Below are 23,662 nucleotides of genomic sequence, written 5' to 3'. Positions count from 1 at the left end.
CCCCCTTAATTGTTCTCTGAAGGTACCGGTGTTCCGTGATGAATCGGGTAGAAGCATGAAACGAGATGTTCTGTGTTTTCGTCTTTCGGTTCCAGGCAGGGGATCTCCATTTTGCACCGGTCCTGTGCAAGCGGGCATCTCGTATGGAACACACATCCCGAAGGCGGGTCGGCGGGTGACGGAAGTTCCCCGCCGAGCACCAGGCGCCGGCGTTTTTTTTCTTTTTCAGGGTCAGGGAACGGAATAGCCGAAAGCAGCGCATTGGTGTATGGATGCCGGGCATCCTGGTAGAACGATTCGCTGTCTGAAACCTCCATGATTTTGCCCAAGTACATGACGGCAACCTGGTCGGCAATATGTTTGATCACGGACAGATCATGGGCGATGAACACATACGTCAAACCGAGTTCTTTCTGCAAGTCTTCCAGCAGGTTGATCACCTGTGCCTGGATGGAGACGTCAAGGGCACTGACCGGCTCATCCAATATGATCAGTTTGGGATTCAGCGCCAATGCCCGTGCTATGCCGATTCGCTGCCGCTGGCCGCCGGAAAATTGGTGGGGGAATTTAGCGTAGTCCTCCGCTTTCAATCCGACGCGGTCCATTAATTCCTTGACCCTCCGTTCCAGGTTATCGGTCATCCGATAGGCCTTGAGCGGCGCAGCGATGATTTCCCCGGCTTTCATCCGTGGGTTCAAGCTCGTGTAAGGGTCCTGATAAACCATCTGGATGTCCTTTCTGAGCTGATGCATCTGCTTTCGGCCGGAACCGAGAATGCTTTTACCCTCAAACAATATATCTCCCGCGGTCGGTTCCAACAGGCCGACTAAGGTCCTGGCCAGCGTGCTTTTCCCGCAGCCGGACTCGCCGACAATCCCGAGTGTTTCCCCTTTGTTCACCTTCAGATTGACCCCGTTCACCGCTTTGACGAAATCCTTCTCTTTTTGAAACACTTTCCCTTTAACCGGGAAGAACATCTCCAAATTCCGGATTTCCAGTATTGGTTCAGGCATCGGTCAGCGCACTCCTTCCATCTTCACTGCTTCCCATTCCTTTTTCTTTTCATTGAATTCTTCTTTCGTCAAAACACAGGCCGCCTGATGGCCCTCGCCTCTGGGGCTCAATGCCGGGTCGACCGCCAGGCATGTTTCCGTGGCGAACGGACATCTTGGAGCGAAATTACATCCCTTCGGCGGGGCCAGCAGATTGGGCGGATGTCCTTCTATATGGATGAGGCGCTGATGCCCGCCGTCAATCCGGGGAAGTGAACGGAGGAGTGACCATGTATACGGCATGGCCGTGCGGTGGAAGATGTCATTCACCGTTCCCTCTTCCACGACTCTGCCCGAGTACATGACCAGCACCCGGTCAGCCATTTGTGAGATGACGCCCAAGTCGTGGCTTATCAGGATGATCGCCATCCCGTACTTCTTTTGCAGTCCGAGCAGCAGATCCAGGATCTGTGCCTGGATCGTGACGTCGAGGGCGGTGGTCGGTTCATCCGCGATCAGCAGTTTCGGGTTGCCGGCGAGTGCGATTGCGATCAGCACACGCTGTCTCATCCCGCCCGAAAATTGGTGGGGATAACTTTGCATACGCTGTGCTGCGTCCGGTATTCCTACGTCCTGAAGCAGTTCAACGGCCCGTTTCCTTGCTTCTTTTTTCGATATCTTTTGATGGGTCAGGATCGCTTCTTCAAGCTGTGCGCCCACTTTGAAGACCGGATTCAGGCTGGACATCGGGTCCTGGAAGATCATCGCAATCTCGTTTCCGCGGATCTTGCGCAGTTCTTTCTCCGACAGGGTCAGGAGATTCCTGTCTTTATAAATGATTTCACCCTCCGGGTAAAAGGTCGGCGGCTTTGGGTTCAACTGCATGACCGAATGCGCCAGCACACTTTTCCCGCTGCCGGATTCTCCGACGATTCCGAGTGTCTCGCCGGCGTTCACCCGAAAGGAGATGCCGTCAACGGCTTTGACGATCCCTTCATTTGTTTCAATCTGTGTTTTGAGATGGTTCACCTCAAGCATGTGGGGAATTCTCCTTTCCGGTTCGTTTATCGTGCACTGACGGGTGTTTTTAACAGGCCTTTTTTCTTTTTTATCTTTTCTTTTGCATGTGGGTCGAACGCTTCACGCACGCCTTCGCCGAGCATGTTCAGGGAAAGGACGGTCATCATGATCGCAATTCCCGGGAAAATGGAAAACCATGGCGCGATCGTAATGTACATCTGGGCTTCCTGCAGCATATTGCCCCAAGTCGGAGTGGACGGTTCAACACCGACGCCGAGGAAGCTAAGTGCGGCTTCCGCCAGGATCGCTTTTGCAAAGATGAACGTTCCCTGGACGATGATCGGGGAAAGCACATTCGGCAATATATACCGTGAGAGGATGACGGGATCACTGACGCCCGATGTCTTGGCAGCCTCTATAAATTGCGCGGACTTCATCTGCAGGACCGCAGAACGGACGATTCGCGTCATCACGGGCCAATAGGAAAAGGAGAGGGCGATGATGATGTTCGTGACACTGCCTCCGAGGGCGGCCACGAGCGCCAATGCGAGAAGCAGGGAAGGGAAGGCGAGCATCCCGTCGATGATCCGCATGATGACGAAGTCGGCCTTCTGATAAAAGCCTGCGATCAATCCGGTGACCGTGCCAAGCACAGTGGCGATCAGCGCCACTGTCAAACCGACGAACAACGAGACGCGTGCGGCCATCACGGTCTGCCCAAAAATATCTCTCCCGAAATGATCGGTTCCGAACCAATGGGCCGCAGACGGTCCGTTCAGCCGCTTGGTCGAATCGATTTCCAGTGGCGAAACGGGCAGCCACCAGAATGCGGTCAGGGTGGCGACGGTGAGCAAGAGCAGGGTGCCTAATGCAATCAGATTTCGTTTTTTCTTTAGCATTCGGAAATCTCCTTAGCAAGTATTCAAATCGTAGGTTCAGTCGTATCGGATTCGCGGATCAAGCAACGCGTAGAGAAGGTCGATGAGCAGATTGACCAGGACATACACGACTGCGATGAACAGGACAACCCCCTGGATGACGGGATAGTCCCGGCGGTGGATGGAGTCAATCAAAAGCTGTCCGACGCCGGGAATCGTGAAGATCGTCTCGATGATCACCGTGCCGCCGAGCAATCCGGCGATCGTCAGGCCGACAACGGTCGTCGTCGGGATCAGGGCATTGGAGAACACGTGCTTCATCAAGACGGTGCTTTCCTTCAGCCCTTTGGCGCGGGCTGTTTTTGTGTAATCCTGATTAACCGATTCCAGCATGCTGTCCCGAAGCATTCTCGCGATGAGTCCGACTTCCACGGTTGCAAGGATGATCGACGGCAGCAGCAGATGATGCAGCCAGCCACCGACTCCCGCTGAAATCGGGACATACCCTGCAACCGGGAAGATCGGCACCGCTACGCCAAAGCCCAGGACGAGCAGCATGGCAAACCAGAACTCCGGAATCGACGCCCCGACAAGGGAAGCGGAAGTGAACAGGGGATCCAAAACCGTATGGCGGCGCCAGACAACGAAAATTGCAGTCGGAATGGCAATGATCAGTGTCAGTACAATGGATGTCAGCATCAGGCTGAACGTCGGACCGACCCGTGCGAATATCACGTCAGTCACCGGTTCGGAAGAGTAGACCGACTCACCCAGATCACCGGTGACGATGTTTTTCAGCCAATCGACAAATTGCTCTGCCATTGGTTTGTCGAGACCCAGCTGTGCCTCGAGCTGTGCGACCGCTTCTGGAGAACTGTCTTCGCCCAGGATCAGATAGGCCGGGTTCCCCGGTGTTAAATGGACGATCAAAAAGACGATGACACAGACAACGAGCAGTACGGGGATGATGGAAACCAATCTGCGAATCGTGTATTGCAGCAACATGTACCCTCCTCAATTCATGCGCATTTACAAAAAGAAGGGAAGTCACGTCATTCACCATGCATGACAAGACTTCCCGTGAAAACTTTATTCACTCTTCCATGTGTTCCAGAATCGTTGACCCACCCAGCTGTCGTAAGCCGGAATGTGAGCGCTCTTGATATCCAATTTTGTCTCGTTTGCGATTTTGATGAACGGCAGTTCGTCATTCACGGTTTGGTTCATGTCGGTCAGAATGTCTTTTCTCTCTTCGGATGATGCCGCGAGACCCCAGGCGTAAAGCTGGCTTTCCCATTGCTTGCTCTTGTACCAGCCGCTGCTTGCCGTGTCTTCGATGAGCATCCCCAATTCGTTCGGCGAGAACCGGGTGGACCAGCCGACAACGACCAGGTCCCAGTTTGCAGGATCTTGCCATTTCTCCAGATACGTTGCCCAGTCATACGGCACGAGTTCCACTTTGAAGCCGACCGCTTCCATCTGCTGTTTCATGATCTGGGAAATGCGCTTATAGGTTTCGGTGTCATTGGAGTACATGATTTTGATCGGCTTGCCGTCATAACCGGATTCCTTCAGCAACTGCTTCGCCTTTTCCTGATCGAAGGAGAGATAGTCATCTGTTCCGTCTTTGCTGTACAGTTCCGTCTGTTCCGGATCAAACAAGGCCCCGTCCATGCTGTAGAAATCTTTATTGCCATAAGCGGACTCCGCGATCACTTCTTTGTTCAGCGCGTGGTTCAACGCCTGGCGGACTTTCAGGTCATCGAACGGCGGCTCGGATTTGTCCGGAGTGGTGACCGTGTAACCGTTGATGTAGGTGACCGGGTCAATGTTCGGGTCGCTTTCAACGACTTGGTACAGATCGGGCGGGATCGTTTCGGCATAGTCATAGATTCCCGTCTTCAGACCGTTGATCATCACTTGCGGGTCCTTGACAATGAGGAATTTGATCTCATCGAAATACGCCACTTTCTTCCCGGTCAAACCGCCCCAGTCTTCTTCTTCCCGGGCGGAATAATCGTCGAAGCGTGTGAGGACAATCTGGTTTCCGCGTTCCCAGCTCTCGAATTTGTACGGGCCGGTGCCGATGTATTGTTTTGGCGTCAGCGGTTTTTCACCAGCGGCTTCGGCTATCTCCTTCGGAATGATCATCAGTGCCGATTTCGGTGCAGTCATATCGGAAATGAACGCGTTATACACTTCGTTCAATTTGATCTCCACGGTCAGTTCATCCAGTGCCTTCACCGACTCTATGTATTCATCGGCGATCGTTCCTACGGAAGAAACGGTTCTCCAGCGATTAATGGACGCTACCACATCGTCCGCAGACACGGTCGACCCATCATGAAACTTCACGTCTTTGCGAAGGGTGATGATGTACACTTTCTCATCATCGCTTTTCTCAAAGCCTTCCGCGATCATCGGTTTTGCCTGAAAGTCTTGGTCCAGTGCGAACAACGTCTCGAAGATGTGCCAGCTGACATCCCGTGTGGGGGAGGCGCCGGTGGACATCCAGTCCAGCGTATCCGGATCCGCTCCAAACGCAACCTTCACCGTACCGCCCTTTACCGGCTCTTCGGATGCTTGATTCTTTGAATCGGATTTCTTGTCGCCGGATGCATTGCTGTCGCCCGAACCTTCACAACCGACCAAAAGGATGGCGAAGAGCAGGGCGATGACCAGCAGATAACTTCTTTTCATTAAGAAATATCCTCCTATTCCTGGTATTTGATGTCCGCCGCAGCTTCAGACTTAATAACCAGAAAAATTATTCGATATAAAACTAGAGACTATAATATCCTTACTAATCTTAGTTGTCAACTAGGCTTTGGAGCGTGGGTTTGCAATCGTGATTCTTTTGTAGGCATCCAGTGACGATTGGCAGGCAGGGATTCGGGGTCGATTCAACGGTGAAAGGTAGAGACTCGGCATCGATTGGTAGGAATTCAGGCGAGAAAGGTAGTAATTCACAGGCTAAGGGTAGGGGCCCTGGAATGATCGGTAGCGATTCGATGGCGAAAGAACAGGAACAGCGCTAACGGATGAGATGTAGAAGTTCATCCAAGAAAGGTAGCGATTCATTAGTGAAAGGTAGGGATTCGAGGAGGATAGGTAGGGACTCAACGACGATTGGTAGGGACTCGACAATAAAAGGTAGGGACTCGACAACGCTTGGCAGTAACTCAGTCGGGAAAGGCGGCAAATCTACGAATTACGGATAGGGCCACCGCGATATTCCTGATCCTTTACAAGAGTTTAACACGGACCGTATATCGGCTTTACAAAGTCTCCTTATAGTAGACAGCGTATGGAGGTGGTCAGTTTGCTGCAACTAGAGCGGATCAGCAAACAGTTTAACGGGAAGACCGTGCTGCACGGAATCGACGCAGAGATCGGGACGGGTGAGATTGTCTCGCTTCTCGGCAAGAGCGGAAGCGGGAAGACGACGTTGTTGAATATCATTCTTGGAATGGAAAGTCCGGACAGCGGCCGTGTGCTGTTCAATGGGGCAGATATGACCCGTGTGCCGGTGAAGGATCGGGGATTCAACATTGTTTTTCAGGATTATGCACTGTTTCCCCATCTGAACGCCTACGAGAATATCATTTATGGACTCAAGAATCGGAAAGTCCCGTTAAACAAACGAGAAATCCAGGATTATATCGACTTCCTGGAACTTGGCCCTCACTTGCTGAAGAAGGTGTACCAGTTGTCGGGCGGGCAGAAACAGCGGGTGGCACTGGCGCGCACGCTCGTCATGAAGCCGCAGATCCTCCTGATGGACGAGCCGCTCAGCGCGCTTGACGGCGTCATCAAGGAATCGATCAAGGCCCGTATCCGTTCCATTGCCAAGGAGTTTAATCTGACGACGATCATCGTCACGCATGACCCGGAAGAGGCGCTGACGATGTCGGATCAGATCATGATCATCGACGAGGGAAGGGTCGTGCAGTTCGGGACACCGGACAACATCATCCATTCGCCGGTCTGTCCGTTTGTGGAGAGCTTCATCCTCCGCCAGCTGCACATCAAGCGGGAAAACATCTACGCGCTGTTCGGTGTCGCGAAATGACCGGTGAGCGCAGGGGGATGCGGGGGCTCTATATTGCGCTGATCGTGCTCCTGGCCGTTCTTCTGGCTGCGCCGCTCGCCGTTCTCGCCTTCCGGTCATTCCGGACTGATGCGGGTACAGGCCTGGATAACTATCAGTCGGTCCTGACGGATTCCGGGCTGGTCGGCGCATTCTGGAACAGTGTGAAAATATCCGGCCTGACCGCGGCGGTGACCACAATCCTCGCATTCCTGCTTGGGTATGCCCTGCACTGCACCCGGCTGCCGGGACGGTTCAAATCCGTGGTGAAGACGGGCATTCTCGTACCGATGCTGCTTCCGACCATCACCTACGGGTTTGCCATCATCTATTCGTACGGCAATCAGGGGCTGATGACCCGACTCTTCGGCGGAAACGGTCCGGATATTTACGGGTTCGGAGGATTGCTCATCGGCTATGTCATCTACACGCTGCCGCCGGCGTTTCTCCTGATCCAGGATGCGTTTAAATATGTCGACCGGAAATTCATCCTCGTCTCCAAGCTGATGGGGGACTCGCCTCTCCGGAGTTTCGGGAACACGATCGTCCGGCCGATGGCGGGTGCGGCGGGCGGTGCATTCGTTCTCAGCTTCGTCCTCAGCTTCACGGACTTTGGAATCCCGGCTTCGATCGGCGGAAATTATGAAGTCGTGGCAACGATGCTGTATCAGGCGATGCTCGGCTCGATCCCGGACTTTGGAAGGGGGGCGGTCATTGCAATCGCCATGCTGCTCCCGGCCTTGTTCTGCATGTTCCTCCTCGGATGGCTGGAGCGGTTTAACTTCAGGCATGAAGCCGGATCGGAAACCGGGCCGCCTCAAAACCGCCTGAGGGATGCCGGTTTCGGGCTGGTCTGCCTGCTCACTTTGGCGGGCATGGCATCGGTGTTTGCGGTCATGTTCATTTCGCCGTTCATGGGCGGCTTCCCGTATGATCTGAACTTCACCTTCAAGCATGTGAAAAAGGTGTTTGCCTCACGGGACCTGCTGCACAGTTTCCGGAATTCCGTGGCCGTCGCCATCCTGACCGCGGTGATCGGGACGGTCATTGCCTATGCAGCTGCGCTGCTCAGTGCCCGGACACCGCTCCGCGGAAGAAGGGTCTTGGACGGTGCATCGATGGTCACGAACGCGGTTCCCGGCATGGTGCTCGGCCTCGCTTATCTGATGCTGTTCAGCGGAAGTCCGCTAAAGGGGACGCTCATCATCCTCGTCCTCTGCAACCTGGCCCACTTTTTCACGACGCCATATCTGATGGCGAAGAATGCCTTTTCCAAGATGCCCCCTTCCTATGAGAAGACCGGGGAACTGCTGGGCGACAGCTGGACCAGGACCGTGTTCCGTGTGCTCGTGCCGAATTCGGGCGCGACACTGACGGCGATGTTCGGCTATTACTTCATCAATTCGATGGTGACCATTTCCGGCGTGATCTTCCTCGTTTCCGCAGACACGAGCCTGGTTGCGAGCAAGATCAAAGAGCTTCAGCATTTCGGGCAGTTTAATGAAATTTTCGTGCTTTCTCTGCTGATCTTCTTCACCAATCTGGCGGTCAAGCGGGCGGGTGACCGCATCGAAGCACAGTTTCTTGCATCGGCGGCCGGAACGGCATCCGGAGGGGGGAAATCCCGGTTCCGCGTTGCCTTGCCGGCGGCCATTGCCATTGTGTTTCTGTCGTTTGCCTTCCTGGGCGGACCGGGAAATGCGGCGCGGGCAACGATCACGATCCAGACGAACGGGGATGAAGAAGCGGTCAGCGCCATGAAGACCGCCCTAGACGAAGCGGGATATGAAGGTCGTTATCAGGTCCAGTCGCTCGGCACCTCGGAGCTCGGCGGGAAACTGCTTGCGGAAGGCAAACGGATCGATGCGGATATTGTCACCATGAGTTCCTATTTCCTCGAGACGGCCCAGCAGGAGCACGGGATGTTCGCAGAACTTGCAGGGACCGGCAGTCCGCTGGAGAAGCAGCCTGCCTATTACCGGCCGATCCTGGCACTCACGGGCTCGATCTTCATCAATCCGGCAGTCTTGGAGGAGCGGGGCCTGCCCGTCCCGGAATCAGTTCTTGAACTCGCCGATCCGGCCTATCAGGGGCTCATCTCCATCCCGAATCTGCTCGATTCCTCGACGGGGTGGCTGCTTGTCCAGGCCGTGATCCATGAATACGGTGAAAAAGAAGGACAGAAGATGTTCCGGCAGCTGCTCGAAAACGCCGGACCCCATCTTGAAAGTTCGGGATCCGGCCCGCTCAAGAAAGTCCTGGCCGGAGAAACGGCAGCCGGCTTCGGATTGCGCAATCAGGCGATCGCCGCAAACAAGCAGGGTATGCCGGTCGAGACGGTGGACCCTGCCGAAGGAAACTTCTCCATCACGGAATTCGTGGCGGTGATTGACCGGGAAGATGAACAAACCGATCTGGCCAAAGAAATGGCGGCTGCGCTGATCGAATACGGACGCGAAGAACTGCTCCGCCACTACCCGGTCCCGCTATATGAAGGAGAAAAAGTAGCGCCGGAAAACCGTCCCGGCCATCCGAAGGCTTTCGGACAACCATTGACGGTCGAACTCTTGGAAAGCCATCAGCAATGGTTTATCGATGCCAAGGACAGACCGTAAACCGAGAAGGAGTGACAAACGATGAATCACTATAAACTACTCACCCCGGGGCCGCTCACAACGAGTGAAACGGTCAAGGCCGAGATGATGATCGACCGCTGTACATGGGATGACGACTACAAAGTCATCACCCGCAAAATCCGCACCCGCCTTTTGGAGCTTGCCGGGGCCGATGAATCAGCCTATACATCGGTCCTCATGCAGGGCAGCGGCACATTCTGCGTCGAGTCCGTCATCACGTCGTCGATCGGCAAGGAAGACAAGGCGTTGATTTTAACGAATGGCGCCTACGGGGAACGGATTGTCCGGATCGCACAGATGGCCGGCATCGCCCATACTGAATTCAAGTTCGCCTATGACGGGCATCCGGACGAAGCAAAGCTGCGGGCCGTCCTGGAAGCGGATCCCGCGCTGACCCATCTCGTTCTCGTCCACTGCGAGACGACGACCGGCATCCTGAATCCGCTCGACCAGGCATCCCGGCTTGCCGAAGAATACGGCAAAATCCTGATTGTGGACGCGATGAGCAGCTTCGGCGGCGTGGAGATCGACGTGCCCGCCCTCGGGATCGATTTTCTCATCAGCAGTGCGAACAAGTGCATCCAGGGCGTTCCGGGATTCGGATTTGTCATCGCCCGCCGAGACCTTCTGGAAGCGTGCAACGGACGTTCGCCGAGCCTGTCGCTGGATCTGTACGACCAATGGCGGGTCATGGAAGCCGACGGGAAATGGCGCTTCACTTCGCCGACCCATACAGTGGCCGCCTTTTCGAAGGCGCTCGATGAACTGGAAGAGGAGGGCGGCGTGGCTGCCCGGAACAGCAGGTATGCGGAGAACAACCGCAGGCTCCGGGAACGCATGGAGGCCGCCGGATTCAGGCCGTACATATCCGCAGACAAGCAGTCCCCGATCATTACGGCGTTCCGTTACCCGGATGAAAACTTTCACTTTGACGCGTTTTATGATTACCTGAAGGAAGAAGGGTTCGTCATTTATCCTGGGAAGCTGACCGACGAGGATACATTCCGGATCGGCAACATCGGGGAAATCTATCCGGCGGATATCGAACGTCTCTGCGGGCTGATCGAAAATTACGGGGGAGTGATGGCATGATGGGAAAAGTGGAAGGCGTCATCTTTGACTGGGCCGGCACAGCGGTCGACTTTGGATGTTTTGCTCCGGTCCGCGTGTTCATGGACATCTTTGAGAATGCGGGTGTCCCGGTCACGGCGGACGAAGCGCGCAAACCGATGGGCCTGCTGAAGATCGACCACATCCGGGAAATGCTGAACATGCCGCGCATCACAGCGGCATGGGAAGACACAAAGGGACGGGCATGGACGGAAGAAGACGTCCATTCGCTGTACGCGGAATTTGAGCCCGCCCTTCTGGACAGCCTCCACCGGTATGCCGATCCGATCCCGGGAGTCCCCGAAACGGTCCGGACCCTCCGCGAACGCGGTGTGAAGATCGGCTCGACCACCGGTTATACAGACCGCATGATGGCCATCGTCGCATCCGGTGCCAAAGAAAAAGGGTATGAACCTGATGCAATTGTCACGCCGGATGATACCGGAGCCGGGCGGCCTTATCCGTATATGATCCACCGCAACATGGCCCTGCTCGGCCTTCTTGATGCGGGAGCCGTCGTCAAAGTCGGCGACACCCTGTCCGACATCCGGGAAGGACGCCATGCGGGGGTATGGTCCGTCGGCGTCGTGACCGGAAGCTCCGAAATGGGGATGAGCCAGGAGGAATTCAGTGAACTGGACCGCCCCGGACAGGAAGCCGCCATCCGCAAAACAGAGTCTGCATTCCGGGAAGCAGGCGCCGATTTCACCATCCGTACGATGGAGGCCTTGCCGGATTTGATTGAGGAAATCGAAACGATGTTGGCAGACGGGAAGCGTCCCGGCTCGGCAAGAGAATAAAGCGTGACTGATATGGGGTCCTGTCCGGAGAGTGTGGACAGGGCTTTTTTGTTTGGCTTCGGAAAGCTTGTAATCGGAGGGCCGGCCAAGAGCTGATTTGGATTTGGTCTGTTTAAGATGGCGGCAATCCAAGCAGATTTTCTATAGCCGATTACCATCCGCGGAAACTTAGGAAAATTACGAAAAATAATTGACATATATTGAACGTGTCTATAATATATTAAACAATATTCTAAATACTAATAACCGTTAAATATATTAAATCCATTTTTGGAGGTTTACTTTATGGCTGACATACATGAAAAAATCCGATCGTTGAGGAATGAGCGCGGGCTCACGTTGAAGGAATTAGCGGAGCTGACCGGCTTGTCTGCCGGGTTTCTTTCAATGATTGAACGAGGGTCATCGTCGCTTGCGATTACTTCGCTCAAGAAGATCGCCGACGCGTTCAACTTGGATATTACCTATTTCTTTGAAAGTCCAAATCCTAACCGGAAATTCCATGTTGAGAAGGCAGATCAGAAAAAGTTCTGGATTGATACGCCCGATAACGGATTTGTGAAGCTGAGTGGCCAGTTTGCCAACCGCGGTCTTGAAAGCCTTTTCGTCACGTTAAAGCCGAATCAGCAAAAAGAATATGATGATTCTCATGCTGGAGAAGAATTCTACTATATCCTGGAAGGGGTTGTCCGCTTCACGGTCGACGGGGAGAAGTTCGATGTTCAAAAAGGAGAATCGATTCATTTCCCGTCCAAGCTGCCGCATGACTATGAGAATCCAACGGATGAAGAGGCTTCGATGCTTTGTGTGATGACTCAATTATTATTCTGAACGGGGGAGACGGAAATGCGAATTGCAACAGACATTGGAGGAACGTTCACGGATCTCGTGTATATTGACGAACATGATCAGGTTCAGGTCGCCAAAAGCTCGACGACCCCTCCGGACTTTGAACAGGGTGTTATGAATGTCATTGAGCGTGGGGGACTGGAGTTTTCAATGATTGAAGAGTTTATCCATGGAAGCACGGTCGTCATCAATGCCATCACAGAACGAAAAGGCGTAAAAACAGCACTCATCACGACAAAAGGTTTTCGGGATGTACTGGAGATTGCCCGTGGAAACAGACCGGATCTCTTTAATATCCGCTATGAAAAACCGGCACCGTTTGTCGAACGTTATTTGCGCAAAGAAGTAGAGGAACGGCTGAATGCAAACGGGGAAGTCCTGTTGCCGCTTAACAAGGAAGAGCTTCTGAAAGTAATCGGGGAATTGAAGCAGGAACAGGTGGAGGCGGTGGCGGTTGCCTACCTTCACGCTTATTTGAACCCGGAACACGAGTTGATCACTAAGAAGCTGATCGAAGAACATTGGCCGGAAGTATCTGTGAGTGTGTCGCATGAAGTGACGATGGAATGGCGGGAATATGAGCGGACGAGCAGTACGGTGCTGAATGCGTATGTACAGCCTGTCGCTTCATCATACATCGATCGTCTCGACGGCGAACTGAAGTTCAGGTCATCGAGCCGCAACTATATCATGCAATCGAATGGCGGGACAACGACATTCGAACATGCAAAGGAATTGCCACTGCATATGCTTGAGTCCGGTCCGGTGGCGGGGGTTTACGGAGCGGCTGTTCTCGGCAGAGAAATGGGAGAATCGGATATTATCGCATTTGATATTGGCGGCACTACAGCAAAATGCTCCCTGATTGAAGATGGTGAGATGAAGATTTCCACTGACTATTCAATAGAGAAAGACAACCGGAACGCAGGATATCCAGTCAAGGTACCGGTTGTCGATATCGTGGAAATCGGCAACGGCGGGGGCTCGATTGCATGGATTGATGAAGTCGGATCTTTGAAAGTCGGACCACGTTCAGCAGGATCCCGTCCCGGACCAGTCGCTTACGGTCTTGGAGGAGAGGAACCGACCACGACAGATGCCAATTTGCTGACAGGACGGCTGTCTCCGAAGAACTTTGATTACAACGTTGATATAAAAGCAGTGGGAAAATCGATTCAGGAGCGGATCGGTGATCATTTTGGAACAAACGCGGAAGATGCTGCGCTTGGCATCATCCGAATTGCGAACGCCAATATGCTGACGGCACTGAAACTGATCTCCATCCGCAAAGGCCATGATCCGCGCAACTTCTCACTGATGGCGTTTGGGGGCGGGGGCTCAATGCACGCTGCGGCACTTGCAAAAGAACTGGGTGTCCAGAAGGTCATTATCCCGTTTGCTTCTCCTGTGTTCTCTGCGTGGGGGATGCTGATGACCGATCTCCGGCAGGATAAGATCGTCACCCTGAATGAATCTCTCAAGGACATTGACCCGGTAAGGATTCATCAAGAGTGGACTGGTATTGAAGCCAGGTTGCAGGAACAGTTCATCAGTGACGGATTTAAAGAAGAGATCCTATTCAAACGGTACGTGGATATGAGATATGCCGGCCAGGAGCATACCGTAAAAGTCCCGGTGATGTTTGGGGAGTGGGGCGCTGAACAAATCGCAGTACTGACGGAGCATTTCCACGAGTTGCATGAAAAAAATTATACGTTCCGGCTTCCGGATGCGGAGTGCGAAATCGTAAACTTGCATGTCACGGCCATTGGCGAGGTAAGGAAGCCGCCAATCAACCGTAAGGAACGGTTGGGCAAAGTGGAAGATGCATTGAAGGAAACCCGTCCGGTGTACTTTGAGGAAACAGGCTGGACGGAGACACCGATTTACGATAGGGAACTGTTGCCGACGGGGCAAAGGCTTGTGGGTCCGCTGATTGTCGAGGAAAAGGCGGCAGTCACGGTTGTGGAGAGCGGACAGTCACTTTCGGTGGATACGCTTGGGAATTTGATTATCAGTACGGGGGTGACAATAGATGAACGCAACAAAATTGCAGGATCCCTTCACGCTTGAAATTGTTAAGGATACTTTGTTGTCAATCGGGGATGAAATGTTTCATACACTCGCGAGGACATCGATGAGTCCGATCATCTACGAAGTGCTTGATTTTGCCTGCGGACTCACTGATCGGAAAGGACAGTTATTAACACAAGGGAATGGGGTCGCTGGTTTCATTGGCACATTGAGCTATATGGTCAAGGACGTTTTGGAGTCTTATCCAGATCAAGAGGATATCCGGAACGGTGACATATTTATCATTAACGACCCTTATGGCGGCGGGGGAACACATTTATCAGATGTCGGTCTTATCATGCCGATTTTTCATGACGAGGAACTGGTGGGGTTTTCCGCAAACAAAGCCCACTGGACGGAAGTTGGCGGAAAGGATGCCGGATCCTTTACAAACGACTCGACGGACATTTATCAGGAAGGGCTTCAGTTTCCGTGTGTAAAGCTGGCAGAGGCCGGAAAGCTGAATGATGCGCTAGTGAAAATGATCCGGGCGAATGTCAGGTTCCCTGACCTGTCAATCGGTGATATGTGGGCACAGATTGCCGCCTTGAAAATCGGGGAGAAGCGGTTGAATGAACTGTATCAAAAATATTCTAGGGATACTGTGGGAGCATCAATTGAACTGCTTCTGAATCAAGGAGAGCAGATGGCGAGAACGGCGATCCGCAATCTGCCGAAAGGGGTTTATACTGCCCGGAACTATATTGACGGAGACGGCCTCGGCAATGGACCTTTCCCGATTCAGGTGAAAGTTACGATTACGGATGATGAGTTCATTTGTGACTTCACAGGCAGCCATCCGCAGGTCCCCGGCCCGGTGAACGGTTCTTATACGACGCTTGTAACAGATGTCCGTACGGTCTTCCTTGCAATCACCAATCCTTCCCAGGACGCAAACGACGGAGTGTTCCGTCCGTTGCAAGTCATAGCGGAAAAAGGGTCCGTCTTTGCAGCAGAACGGCCGGCCCCGGTTTCGAACTATTGGGAAAGCGGCTCGTCCGGAGGTGATCTTGTATGGCAAGCACTGGCTCCCGTCTTGCCCGAACGTCTGAATGCCGGACACTTTTTGTCTGTTTGTTCCGTGACGGTGTCCGGCAGACAGCCCGACAGTGATGAAATGTTCTTGATCGTTGAACCATCGGTTGGCGGATGGGGAGCAGGAAAGGGCCAGGACGGGGCAAGGGGACAGTTTTGTATTGGGGACGGAGAGACCTATAATATTCCGGTGGAAGTTGCGGAGTCGAGATACGGGGTAATGGTGGATTCCTATCGGCTGAGATGTGATGGCAAGGGGACAGGAGAATATATCGGTGGATCCGGGGTCGTACGCGCCTACCGGGCAATGACTGACGGTCAACTGGCCACTGTCACATACGGCCGCCATCTGTTTGCGCCATGGGGGGTAAACGGCGGGGAGGAAGGCTCACCGAATGAGTTTGTTGTCATCAAACAGGACGGCACCAAGGATGGGCCGTACGGCATGTATGCCCGCTACCGGTTGAATAAAGGAGACGTATTGGAACTCTCTACCGGAACAGGGGGAGGGTATGGTCACCCGTTTCTGAGAAGCGCAGAACGAATCCAGAAGGACGTCAAAAATGGATATTTCACAGTGGAAGACGCAAAAGTCAAGTTCGGGGTGATCTTGGATTCTGAGACGCTGGATATCTTGGGGGAAAGCGCAGAGCGTGCAAACTACGGGGGGATAAATGATGACATTAAAGAGCGACGTTTCGATCACGTCGGCAGAATCGGCCAAACGCGTATCTGATGAAGCTTTGACACCTGTACCGATGGAGGAGCGACAACACTGGATTATACCGGCGATGATTTTTGGGGGTCTTGAGTTCTCCATTCCTGTTCTGCTGACCGGCGCTGTTCTCGCCACACACTTTGGAATAACGAAAGTGTTCTGGATCCTATTCGGTACACTTTTTGTCATTCAGTGGTTCGGAAATGCGGTGATGGGCTATATGGGGGCAAAGACAGGAGTTTCTTCCTCAGTAATCGCCAGAAGCAGTTTTGGTCATGTACAGGCCAGATGGATCATCGGTTTAATTACTTTTTTTGTCGGTCTTGGATGGTGGGCTCTACAGACGGCGGTAACCGGGGAAGCCATCGCCGCCATGCTTGGCGTAGATTATCAAAATAATTTCTTGATGCTCGCACTGATCACAACGGTATGCGGCCTGATCTTCGCCATCCCTTCGGTACTGGGCTATGCATCCATGAAATGGACGGATATTGTAGCAGTTCCGGCAGGTCTGCTCTTGATTGTCACTGGCATCTATCTCGTAATGAAAAACGGAGGCTGGAATTCGGTCATGTCCTGGAATCCAACTCCCGGCATTACAGTACTTGCTGCCATCAGCCTGATCCTGGGCATGAATGTGTCCCAGTGGGTTGGCGTTCAAGATTATACGCGCTACGCCAAACCGAAAATTAAAGACAATATTCTCATACCGCTCGGAATTGTCGGAGTTGGATTTCCACTGTTTCTTGTAGGCGCCATTATGTCTGTAGGTGCGGGTGAAGCGGATATTGTACAGATTATGATGGGACTGGGGTTCCCGGTCTGGGGCTTCCTGATTCTGTGGTTGTCGACGTGGACAAGTCAGATCGTCAACAGCTACAGCATGGGGCTATCCATGGCGAACATGCTCAATATCAACTCCGGAAAGGGCCGTGCGCTCCTGACGCTTCTCGGAATCATCTTGGGACTCGGGTTGGCGCTGGGCGGAGTTCTGCACTTTTTTGAGGACTTCCTCTATGTGTCCGGTGTTATCTACGGACCGATTGCGGGCGTCATGCTTGCGGACTTCTTCTTTATCCGCAAGCAATCTTATATTGATAATCCCGGTTGGAATTGGGTGGCGACGTTTGCAATGGGCATTGGGGTCATACTTGCTTACTGGACACAATATGTGCAGGAGATGGGCATTCCGGCAGTTCAGTCCTTAATCATTTCGGCTGCTTTGTACTGGGTCGGTATGAAGGTGAAAAGGAATATTAAGCCTGATCAGTTCACGGAAGTAAAAGAACCAGAACCGCAAGCCGTCAAATAAAGCGGCAATAAAAATCGGAATGAGAGTGGTGCTACGTGCCTGAGAAAATGAACCGACAACAAGCAGAGGACATCTTATTTGGTGCGTGTATACTGGGGGCCGGCGGCGGTGGCAGCCTGAGTGAGGGGCTTGGCCTGATCAAACGTTTATATGGAAATGGGCGGTCTGTTCAGATCGTGGATGTAGAAGACGTCGGGGACAACTGGCTTGTCGTCTCTCCCTATTATGTTGGATCAGTCGCACCTCCGACAAAAGAAGCGATGGATAAACTTTCTGGGATTTCAGAAAGGGAAGGAAATCCATCAGTCTTCGCCACAAGAGCATTGGAGGAATATCTGGGATGCCCTGTGGACGGGATATGTGCCACGGAATTAGGCGGAAATACGGCATGGGCCATGGATGTGGCAGCTGAAATGAACTTGCCCCTCGTAGATGGTGATCCGGCAGGAAGGGCTGTGCCGGATTTGGCCCACACGTCATTTAACGTTCATGGTGCCTCTATCACGCCATTTGCACTGGCCAACCGGTACGGCGAGCATTTGATCGTCCAGTCGGTTGCCAATCATGATCGTGCAGACCAGATTGCCAGGAGCTTCGCGATGAATTCAGGGAACTTCTCGGGGATTTGTGATCATCCTTTAAACGGCAAGCGGTTCAAAGAAGTGGTCATCCCAGGGACATTAAGCCGTGCCAAAAAAATTGGAGGAGCACGCAGGAATGCAACGGAAATGGGGAAAAATCCAATCGAGGCTATCGTGGAAGCGGATGAGGGATGGCTCATCGTAAGCGGAACAATCATGCGGGCTGAGTGGGTAGACGCTAATGGATTCATCGAAGGGGAAGTCCTCATCAGATGCCACAAAACTGATCGGATATTTGCCGTTAACTTCCTGAATGAAAATATGACAGTGGAGTGCAACGGCAATCTTATTGGGATTATTCCCGACATCCTGAGCATTCTTGATGCGGCAACAGGCATGCCTATTTTAAATCCCTCCTGCCGGGAAGGAATGGAAGTGGCACTCATTAGGTTTACATCGCCGGAAATTTGGACAACGGCGGAAGGAATGGCTGTGTTTGGACCTCGTTATATCGGAAGGGAAATAGAAGAGTATTTTAGGTGTCGGGAAAATTCGGATAATGGGCTTGGGAAAGAGAAGGATTCAATCGTTTTTTGATGGCTTAATAAGCATAGAAAACCAAGTAAGCTTGTTTGGCCCCTATAAAGCGGACAGTCCCATTGCTTTGGCAGCGTCCTGTTCAGAACCAAACTCAATGTTGTGACGGATTTGAAAATAGCAACGGCCTCGGGAACGTGGCAGATCTCGGTGGCCCTCTTGGCTTTTAACACAGGGGGCGGACTCTGCCACGGCTTCGCAAATCGCTTATTCAGTTCCTCCAGCGGATCCTTCCGTCAATAAAAAGTCTGCTTACGCAGCGATGAGATGATTCCGGTATTGAGCCGGGATCATCTTTTTGCAGCCCAAAAAACGTAATCAGACTAATTGATATATTGACAATATCCAAACACACGACTATCATTTACCCGCTATAGAACCGGTGGTTCGATATAAGAACCAATATGTGAGGAGGCAAATATCATGCGTGTGGCAACGGATATTGGCGGAACGTTCACGGATCTGGTTTACGTGGATGATGAAGGATCGGTCGGATACGCGAAATCAAATACGACTCCTTCCCATTTTGAAAGCGGTGTCATCGATGTCGTTCAAAAAAGCGGGCTCTCTCCCGAGGAAATCGAAATGTTCATTCACGGTTCGACGGTCGTGATCAATACGCTCACAGAGAAAAAGGGCGTGAAGGTCGGCCTGCTGACAACGGCAGGCACGCGGGATGTGCTGGAGATCGGACGGGGGAACCGGCCGGATCTTTATAATTTCCGTTTCCAGAAGCCCGAACCGTTTGTCGAACGGCATTTGCGAAAAGAGGTCCGCGAACGGCTTGATGGAAAAGGGAATGTCATTTCGGAGCTGAGCACCGACGATATTCTGCAAGCCCTCGAGTACTTCCGGAAAGAGAAAGTGGAAGCGATTGCGGTCTGCTACCTGCATGCCTACATCAATCCGGGACACGAACTCGAAACGAAGCGGGTGATCCAGGAAGAGTGGCCCGAGGTATCTGTCACCGTCTCAAGCGAGATCATCAAGGAGTGGCGCGAATACGAGCGGACGAACACAACCGTGCTGAATGCCTACGTCAAACCGATCGCAGAGGCATACATCGACCGGCTTTCCGGAAGGCTGGATGAGCTCGGAATGACGGAAAACCGGTATATCATGCAGTCCAATGGCGGCGTGACCACTTTTGAGAATGCGAAGAACGTCCCGATCCACATGGTGGAGTCCGGCCCGGTGGCAGGAATATTCGGTGCGGCGATGCTCGGCGAATTGATCGGCGAGCAGAATATGATCGCGTTTGATATCGGCGGGACGACCGCCAAGTGCTCACTCATCACGAACGGGGAAGTCCGGGTGACGACCAATTACTATATCGAAAAGACCGAGAAGACAGCCGGCTATCCGGTGAAGGTGCCGGTCGTGGACATCGTGGAAATCGGCAACGGCGGGGGATCGGTCGCCTGGATCGACGAGCTCGGATCCCTGAAGGTCGGGCCCCAGTCGGCAGGAGCGATGCCCGGTCCCGTGGCATACGGCAATGGCGGCGTGCAGCCGACGACGACGGACGCCAATTTGTTTGTCGGCCGTCTTTCGAAGAAGAACTTCGAAAACCCGGTGGACATGGACGAGGTGAAACGGGCGATCGACCGCCATGTGGCCGATCCGTTCCGGACCTCGACCGAGGACGGGGCGATGGGGATCATCGATATTGCGAACTCCAATATGCTGAATGCCCTGAAGCTCGTGTCCGTGCGAAAAGGCTATGATCCCCAGGACTTCACCCTCGTCGCATTTGGCGGAGGCGGGCCGATGCATGCGGCTGAACTGGCCGAAGAGCTCGGCGTCAAAAAGATCGTCGTCCCGAATGCGTCCTCCGTGTTTTCAGCATGGGGCATGCTGATGACCGATCTCCGTCATGATGACATCCGGACATACAACCGCAAGCTTCAGGGCATCGATCTCCATGACCTGAACGAAACATTAAAGGAAATGGAATCCGAATCAACCCGGCAATTTATCGGGGAAGGCATCGATCCGTCCCGTGTCCTGTTCATGAGGAATGTAGATTTCCGATACGTCGGTCAGGAGCATACGGTCAAGCTTCCGATCCCGGCCGGGATTTTGGATGGTCCGCAGATGGAGGAACTCAAAGCCCGTTTTCATGAAGCCCACGAAAAAGCGTACAGTTTCCATCTGAAGGAGAATGAGATGGAAATGGTCAATCTGCATCTGGTCGGCCTCGGCAAAGTGAAAAAACCGCGCCTGTCCCGGATTGAAGCTCACCGGGAAGCCGGCAGCGGTCCCAAAGAGGTGCGGAGCGTTTATTTCCGGAACGGCGGATGGACGGACGTTCCGGTCTATGACCGCGAAACGTTGGGGGCCGGTTTTGAAATGGAGGGACCGGCAATCGTGGAAGAGCCGAACACATCCACACTGATGGTCAAGGGGCAGCGGCTCCAGGTGGATTCTTACGGCAATTTGATTATTGAAACGGGGGTTAAGGAATGACAACGTCAGAAATCAGCCCATTCGTCCTCGAAGTCATCAAGGATTCCCTCATGTCGATCGGGGAAGAGATGTTTCATGCGCTCGCCAGGACGTCCATGAGCCCGATGTTTTACGAGGTGCTGGACTATGCCTGCGGGCTGACGGATAAACACGGCAACCTTATCAGCCAGGGGAACGGCGTGACCAGCTTCATCGGCATGCTGAGCCCGATGGTCCAGCGGGTGCTGGAGAAGTATGAAGGCGGTGCCGGCCTCTCGGAGGGAGATGTCATCCTGATCAACGATCCGTATGTCGGCGGAGGCTCTCACCTGTCGGATGTCGGCCTCGTGATGCCGATCTATCACGGGGGCGAGCTGGTGGCCTTTTCGGCGAACAAAGGACACTGGACCGAACTAGGCGGGAAAGACCCGGGCTCGTTTACAAACGATTCGACCGAGATCTATCAGGAGGGCCTGCAGTTTCCGGGCATCAAGCTCTATGACCGCGGCGAGCTGAACGAGGCGATCGTGGAAATGATCGGCGTGAACGTCCGGCTGCCGGATATGTCGCTCGGAGACATGTGGGCGCAGGTGGCCGCACTGAAAACCGGAGAAAAGCGCGTCCGTGAACTTTGCCGGAAATACGGACGGCCAGTCGTCACCGGTGCGATGGAGAAATTGATCCGCCAGGCTGAGCAATATTCCCTGGGCGAACTGTCGAAATTGCCGAAAGGGACGTATGAGGCGGAAGACTTTATCGAAGGAGATCCCGAGAAGGGCGGACCATATCCGATCAGGCTGAAAGTGACGATCACCGATACCGAGTTCATCTGCGACTTCCGGGGTTCCCACCCGCAGGTCATGAACCCGGTGAACTGCTCGTTTTATGGACTGATGGCCAGTGTCCGGGTCATGTTCCTTGCGATTCTGCGTCCGCAGTTCAACGTCAATGAAGGGCTGTTCAAGCCGCTCAAGATCATGACCGATCCGGGGTCGATCGTGTCAGCCGAACGGCCGTCCCCGGTGTCGATGAACTTTGAGGCACGCATGGGCGGAGCCGAACTGATATGGAAGGCGCTCGCACCGGTATTGCCGGACCGGCTGACGGCAGGGCATCTGCTCTCCGTCTGTTCGTTCCTCCTGAGCGGGAAACATCCGGACACCGGCGAGCGGTTCCTGATCGTGGAACCGACGCTCGGCGGATGGGGAGCCGGTGAAGGCATGGATGGCCAGCGCGGGCAGTTCTGCATGGGCAACGGTGAAACGTACAACATGCCGATTGAAATCGCCGAGTCGCGATACGGTGTCCGTGTGACCGATTACCGGCTCCGCTGCGACGGGGCTGGTGCGGGAACGTTCACCGGCGGATCGGGAGTCGTCCGGGAATACGAAGTGCTGACCGACGGACAGGAAATGACGGCCAGCTTCGGCAGGCACCGGTTTAAACCTTGGGGCATGAAAGGTGGCCATGATGGCTCATCCAGCTATCTGAGGGTGATCCGCAAAAACGGGGAGACCGAGGGGCCATTCGGCGTCGCGACCCGGCTTCGCCTGAACCGCAGCGACAAAGTGCAGCTGGTGACCGCGACGGGCGGAGGCTACGGCCCTCCGGAGGAACGGGACCCTGAACAGGTTCGGGCCGATCTGAAAAACGGCTACATCACTGCCGGCCAGGCAGAGGCGGTTTACCGGCTTGCGGAGAACGGAGCGGATTCTTAATGGCCGATCAGCCGACAGGCGTGTCTTCATTGAAAACACTCGACAATGCGCTGGCCGTCTTATCGGAATTCACTCTTGAGACGCCGACATGGGGACTCCGGGAGCTCTCGAAGAAGATGGACATGAACCATACGGTCCTGCACCGGATATTAAGGACATTTGAAGGCTGGGGATATCTCCGGCAAAATCCGTTGACCAAGGAATACGAGCTGGGATTGAAGATCCTCGAGTTCACGAGCGTGGTCAAGCAACGGATGAAGCTGTCGGAGTTCGTCGTGCCGGTCATGCACGAACTGGTCGAGGAAGTCGGGGAAACCGCCTTTTTGACACTGAAGGACGGGGACAAAGGCGTCACGGTTGAAATTGTGGAGTGTGACCGGCCGATCAAATTCAACGTCTCCATCGGAACACGGACACCTTTGCATGCGGGGGCATCCTGCAAAGTGATCCTGGCTTTCATGGACGAGGAGGAGAAACCCGGGGTACTCCCTGAATCCCTGCAGGCGTTCACGGCGAGAACCGTGACAGAGAGGGAAGCGCTTATCCGTGACCTCGAAGAAGTGCGGGAAACCGGAGTGTGTGTCACAAAAGGGGAATTCTCGGATGCCGTGTGCGGCATCGCCGTTCCGCTGTTCAATGCCAGGCGGAAAGTGGTCGGCTCCCTCACCATTGCGGGGCCGGGCTATCGGATGCCGGACGAAGAAACACCGGAACTTGCGGAGAAGGTCATGAACAAAGGGCGGATCATCCAGCAATACATTGACCGGTTCGGAAGCTTTTATTAAACGGAAACATTAGGGGGAAA

General features: G+C 53.7%; 17 protein-coding genes. 12 read left to right on the top strand and 5 right to left on the bottom strand.

The features are described from left to right. Nucleotides 1-5: 5 nt before the first annotated feature. From B0B07_RS04590 to B0B07_RS04570, 5 genes are all read right to left on the bottom strand, one after another. Nucleotides 6-1,013, bottom strand: coding sequence for an ABC transporter ATP-binding protein (locus tag B0B07_RS04590; protein WP_076757158.1), 1,008 nt, complete (start codon nt 1,011-1,013; stop codon nt 6-8). A gap of 3 nt (nt 1,014-1,016) precedes the next feature. Beyond that, nucleotides 1,017-2,030 carry an ABC transporter ATP-binding protein gene (locus B0B07_RS04585; RefSeq protein ID WP_076757157.1) on the bottom strand — a complete coding sequence of 338 codons (1,014 nt, stop codon included), beginning with the start codon at nt 2,028-2,030 and terminating at the stop codon, nt 1,017-1,019. Nucleotides 2,031-2,056: 26 nt separating this feature from the next. After that, nucleotides 2,057-2,911, bottom strand: a complete 855-nt coding sequence (locus B0B07_RS04580) for an ABC transporter permease (protein WP_076757156.1) — start codon at nt 2,909-2,911, stop codon at nt 2,057-2,059. Between the two features lie 36 nt (nt 2,912-2,947). Next, on the bottom strand, nt 2,948-3,895 hold the full coding sequence (locus B0B07_RS04575) for an ABC transporter permease (protein ID WP_234982244.1): 948 nt from the start codon (nt 3,893-3,895) through the stop codon (nt 2,948-2,950). Nucleotides 3,896-3,979: 84 nt separating this feature from the next. Then, the gene (locus tag B0B07_RS04570) at nt 3,980-5,590 is read right to left on the bottom strand and encodes an ABC transporter substrate-binding protein (RefSeq protein WP_076757154.1); all 1,611 of its coding nucleotides are present in this window, start codon (nt 5,588-5,590) and stop codon (nt 3,980-3,982) included. Nucleotides 5,591-6,212: 622 nt separating this feature from the next. Between B0B07_RS04570 and B0B07_RS04565 the strand changes: the two genes are divergently transcribed. The 12 genes from B0B07_RS04565 to B0B07_RS04510 all read left to right on the top strand — a co-directional run bounded on the left by B0B07_RS04565 (nt 6,213) and on the right by B0B07_RS04510 (nt 23,642). Beyond that, nucleotides 6,213-6,962: an ABC transporter ATP-binding protein gene (locus tag B0B07_RS04565; protein WP_076757153.1), complete on the top strand. Its 750-nt coding sequence runs from the start codon at nt 6,213-6,215 to the stop codon at nt 6,960-6,962. Then, the gene (locus B0B07_RS15385) at nt 6,959-9,595 is read left to right on the top strand and encodes an ABC transporter permease subunit (RefSeq protein ID WP_076757152.1); all 2,637 of its coding nucleotides are present in this window, start codon (nt 6,959-6,961) and stop codon (nt 9,593-9,595) included. Before B0B07_RS04565 ends, B0B07_RS15385 begins: the two co-directional genes overlap by 4 nt. Before the next feature lie 21 nt (nt 9,596-9,616). After that, nucleotides 9,617-10,708: a 2-aminoethylphosphonate--pyruvate transaminase gene (gene phnW, locus B0B07_RS04555; RefSeq protein WP_076757151.1), complete on the top strand. Its 1,092-nt coding sequence runs from the start codon at nt 9,617-9,619 to the stop codon at nt 10,706-10,708. Continuing rightward, nucleotides 10,708-11,526: a phosphonoacetaldehyde hydrolase gene (phnX, locus tag B0B07_RS04550; protein ID WP_076757512.1), complete on the top strand. Its 819-nt coding sequence runs from the start codon at nt 10,708-10,710 to the stop codon at nt 11,524-11,526. The genes phnW and phnX overlap by 1 nt, the downstream gene beginning before the upstream one ends. 285 nt (nt 11,527-11,811) lie before the next feature. Further along, entirely contained in the window at nt 11,812-12,357 is a 546-nt protein-coding gene (locus B0B07_RS04545; protein ID WP_076757150.1) for a helix-turn-helix domain-containing protein, read from the top strand. A 15-nt stretch (nt 12,358-12,372) separates the two neighbouring features. Next, entirely contained in the window at nt 12,373-14,448 is a 2,076-nt protein-coding gene (locus B0B07_RS04540) for a hydantoinase/oxoprolinase family protein (protein ID WP_076757149.1), read from the top strand. Beyond that, a complete protein-coding gene (locus B0B07_RS04535) occupies nt 14,411-16,219 on the top strand; it encodes a hydantoinase B/oxoprolinase family protein (RefSeq protein ID WP_084186544.1) in 1,809 nt (602 codons plus the stop codon). Before B0B07_RS04540 ends, B0B07_RS04535 begins: the two co-directional genes overlap by 38 nt. Then, entirely contained in the window at nt 16,161-17,513 is a 1,353-nt protein-coding gene (locus B0B07_RS04530) for a purine-cytosine permease family protein (RefSeq protein WP_076757148.1), read from the top strand. The genes B0B07_RS04535 and B0B07_RS04530 overlap by 59 nt, the downstream gene beginning before the upstream one ends. 35 nt (nt 17,514-17,548) lie before the next feature. After that, a complete protein-coding gene (locus B0B07_RS04525; RefSeq protein WP_076757147.1) occupies nt 17,549-18,691 on the top strand; it encodes a DUF917 domain-containing protein in 1,143 nt (380 codons plus the stop codon). A gap of 423 nt (nt 18,692-19,114) precedes the next feature. After that, on the top strand, nt 19,115-21,160 hold the full coding sequence (locus tag B0B07_RS04520; protein WP_076757146.1) for a hydantoinase/oxoprolinase family protein: 2,046 nt from the start codon (nt 19,115-19,117) through the stop codon (nt 21,158-21,160). Beyond that, the gene (locus tag B0B07_RS04515; protein WP_076757145.1) at nt 21,157-22,857 is read left to right on the top strand and encodes a hydantoinase B/oxoprolinase family protein; all 1,701 of its coding nucleotides are present in this window, start codon (nt 21,157-21,159) and stop codon (nt 22,855-22,857) included. Before B0B07_RS04520 ends, B0B07_RS04515 begins: the two co-directional genes overlap by 4 nt. Further along, entirely contained in the window at nt 22,857-23,642 is a 786-nt protein-coding gene (locus B0B07_RS04510) for an IclR family transcriptional regulator (RefSeq protein WP_076757144.1), read from the top strand. Before B0B07_RS04515 ends, B0B07_RS04510 begins: the two co-directional genes overlap by 1 nt. The last annotated feature ends 20 nt before the right edge of the window (nt 23,643-23,662 follow it).

It is taken from the genome of Edaphobacillus lindanitolerans (assembly GCF_900156305.1).
Classification (GTDB): domain Bacteria; phylum Bacillota; class Bacilli; order Bacillales_A; family Planococcaceae; genus Bhargavaea; species Bhargavaea lindanitolerans.
Note: the sequence above shows the minus strand (reverse complement) of the source record. Positions and strands in the feature narration are given on the sequence as shown.

Coding starts and splice junctions, on each gene's coding strand:
- B0B07_RS04590 (WP_076757158.1), bottom strand. CDS start 1,013: ATGCCTGAACCAATACTGGAAATCCGGAATTTGGAGATGTTCTTCCCG.
- B0B07_RS04585 (WP_076757157.1), bottom strand. CDS start 2,030: ATGCTTGAGGTGAACCATCTCAAAACACAGATTGAAACAAATGAAGGG.
- B0B07_RS04580 (WP_076757156.1), bottom strand. CDS start 2,911: ATGCTAAAGAAAAAACGAAATCTGATTGCATTAGGCACCCTGCTCTTG.
- B0B07_RS04575 (WP_234982244.1), bottom strand. CDS start 3,895: ATGTTGCTGCAATACACGATTCGCAGATTGGTTTCCATCATCCCCGTA.
- B0B07_RS04570 (WP_076757154.1), bottom strand. CDS start 5,590: ATGAAAAGAAGTTATCTGCTGGTCATCGCCCTGCTCTTCGCCATCCTT.
- B0B07_RS15385 (WP_076757152.1), top strand. CDS start 6,959: ATGACCGGTGAGCGCAGGGGGATGCGGGGGCTCTATATTGCGCTGATC.
- phnW (WP_076757151.1), top strand. CDS start 9,617: ATGAATCACTATAAACTACTCACCCCGGGGCCGCTCACAACGAGTGAA.
- phnX (WP_076757512.1), top strand. CDS start 10,708: ATGGGAAAAGTGGAAGGCGTCATCTTTGACTGGGCCGGCACAGCGGTC.
- B0B07_RS04545 (WP_076757150.1), top strand. CDS start 11,812: ATGGCTGACATACATGAAAAAATCCGATCGTTGAGGAATGAGCGCGGG.
- B0B07_RS04540 (WP_076757149.1), top strand. CDS start 12,373: ATGCGAATTGCAACAGACATTGGAGGAACGTTCACGGATCTCGTGTAT.
- B0B07_RS04535 (WP_084186544.1), top strand. CDS start 14,411: ATGAACGCAACAAAATTGCAGGATCCCTTCACGCTTGAAATTGTTAAG.
- B0B07_RS04530 (WP_076757148.1), top strand. CDS start 16,161: ATGACATTAAAGAGCGACGTTTCGATCACGTCGGCAGAATCGGCCAAA.
- B0B07_RS04520 (WP_076757146.1), top strand. CDS start 19,115: ATGCGTGTGGCAACGGATATTGGCGGAACGTTCACGGATCTGGTTTAC.
- B0B07_RS04515 (WP_076757145.1), top strand. CDS start 21,157: ATGACAACGTCAGAAATCAGCCCATTCGTCCTCGAAGTCATCAAGGAT.
- B0B07_RS04510 (WP_076757144.1), top strand. CDS start 22,857: ATGGCCGATCAGCCGACAGGCGTGTCTTCATTGAAAACACTCGACAAT.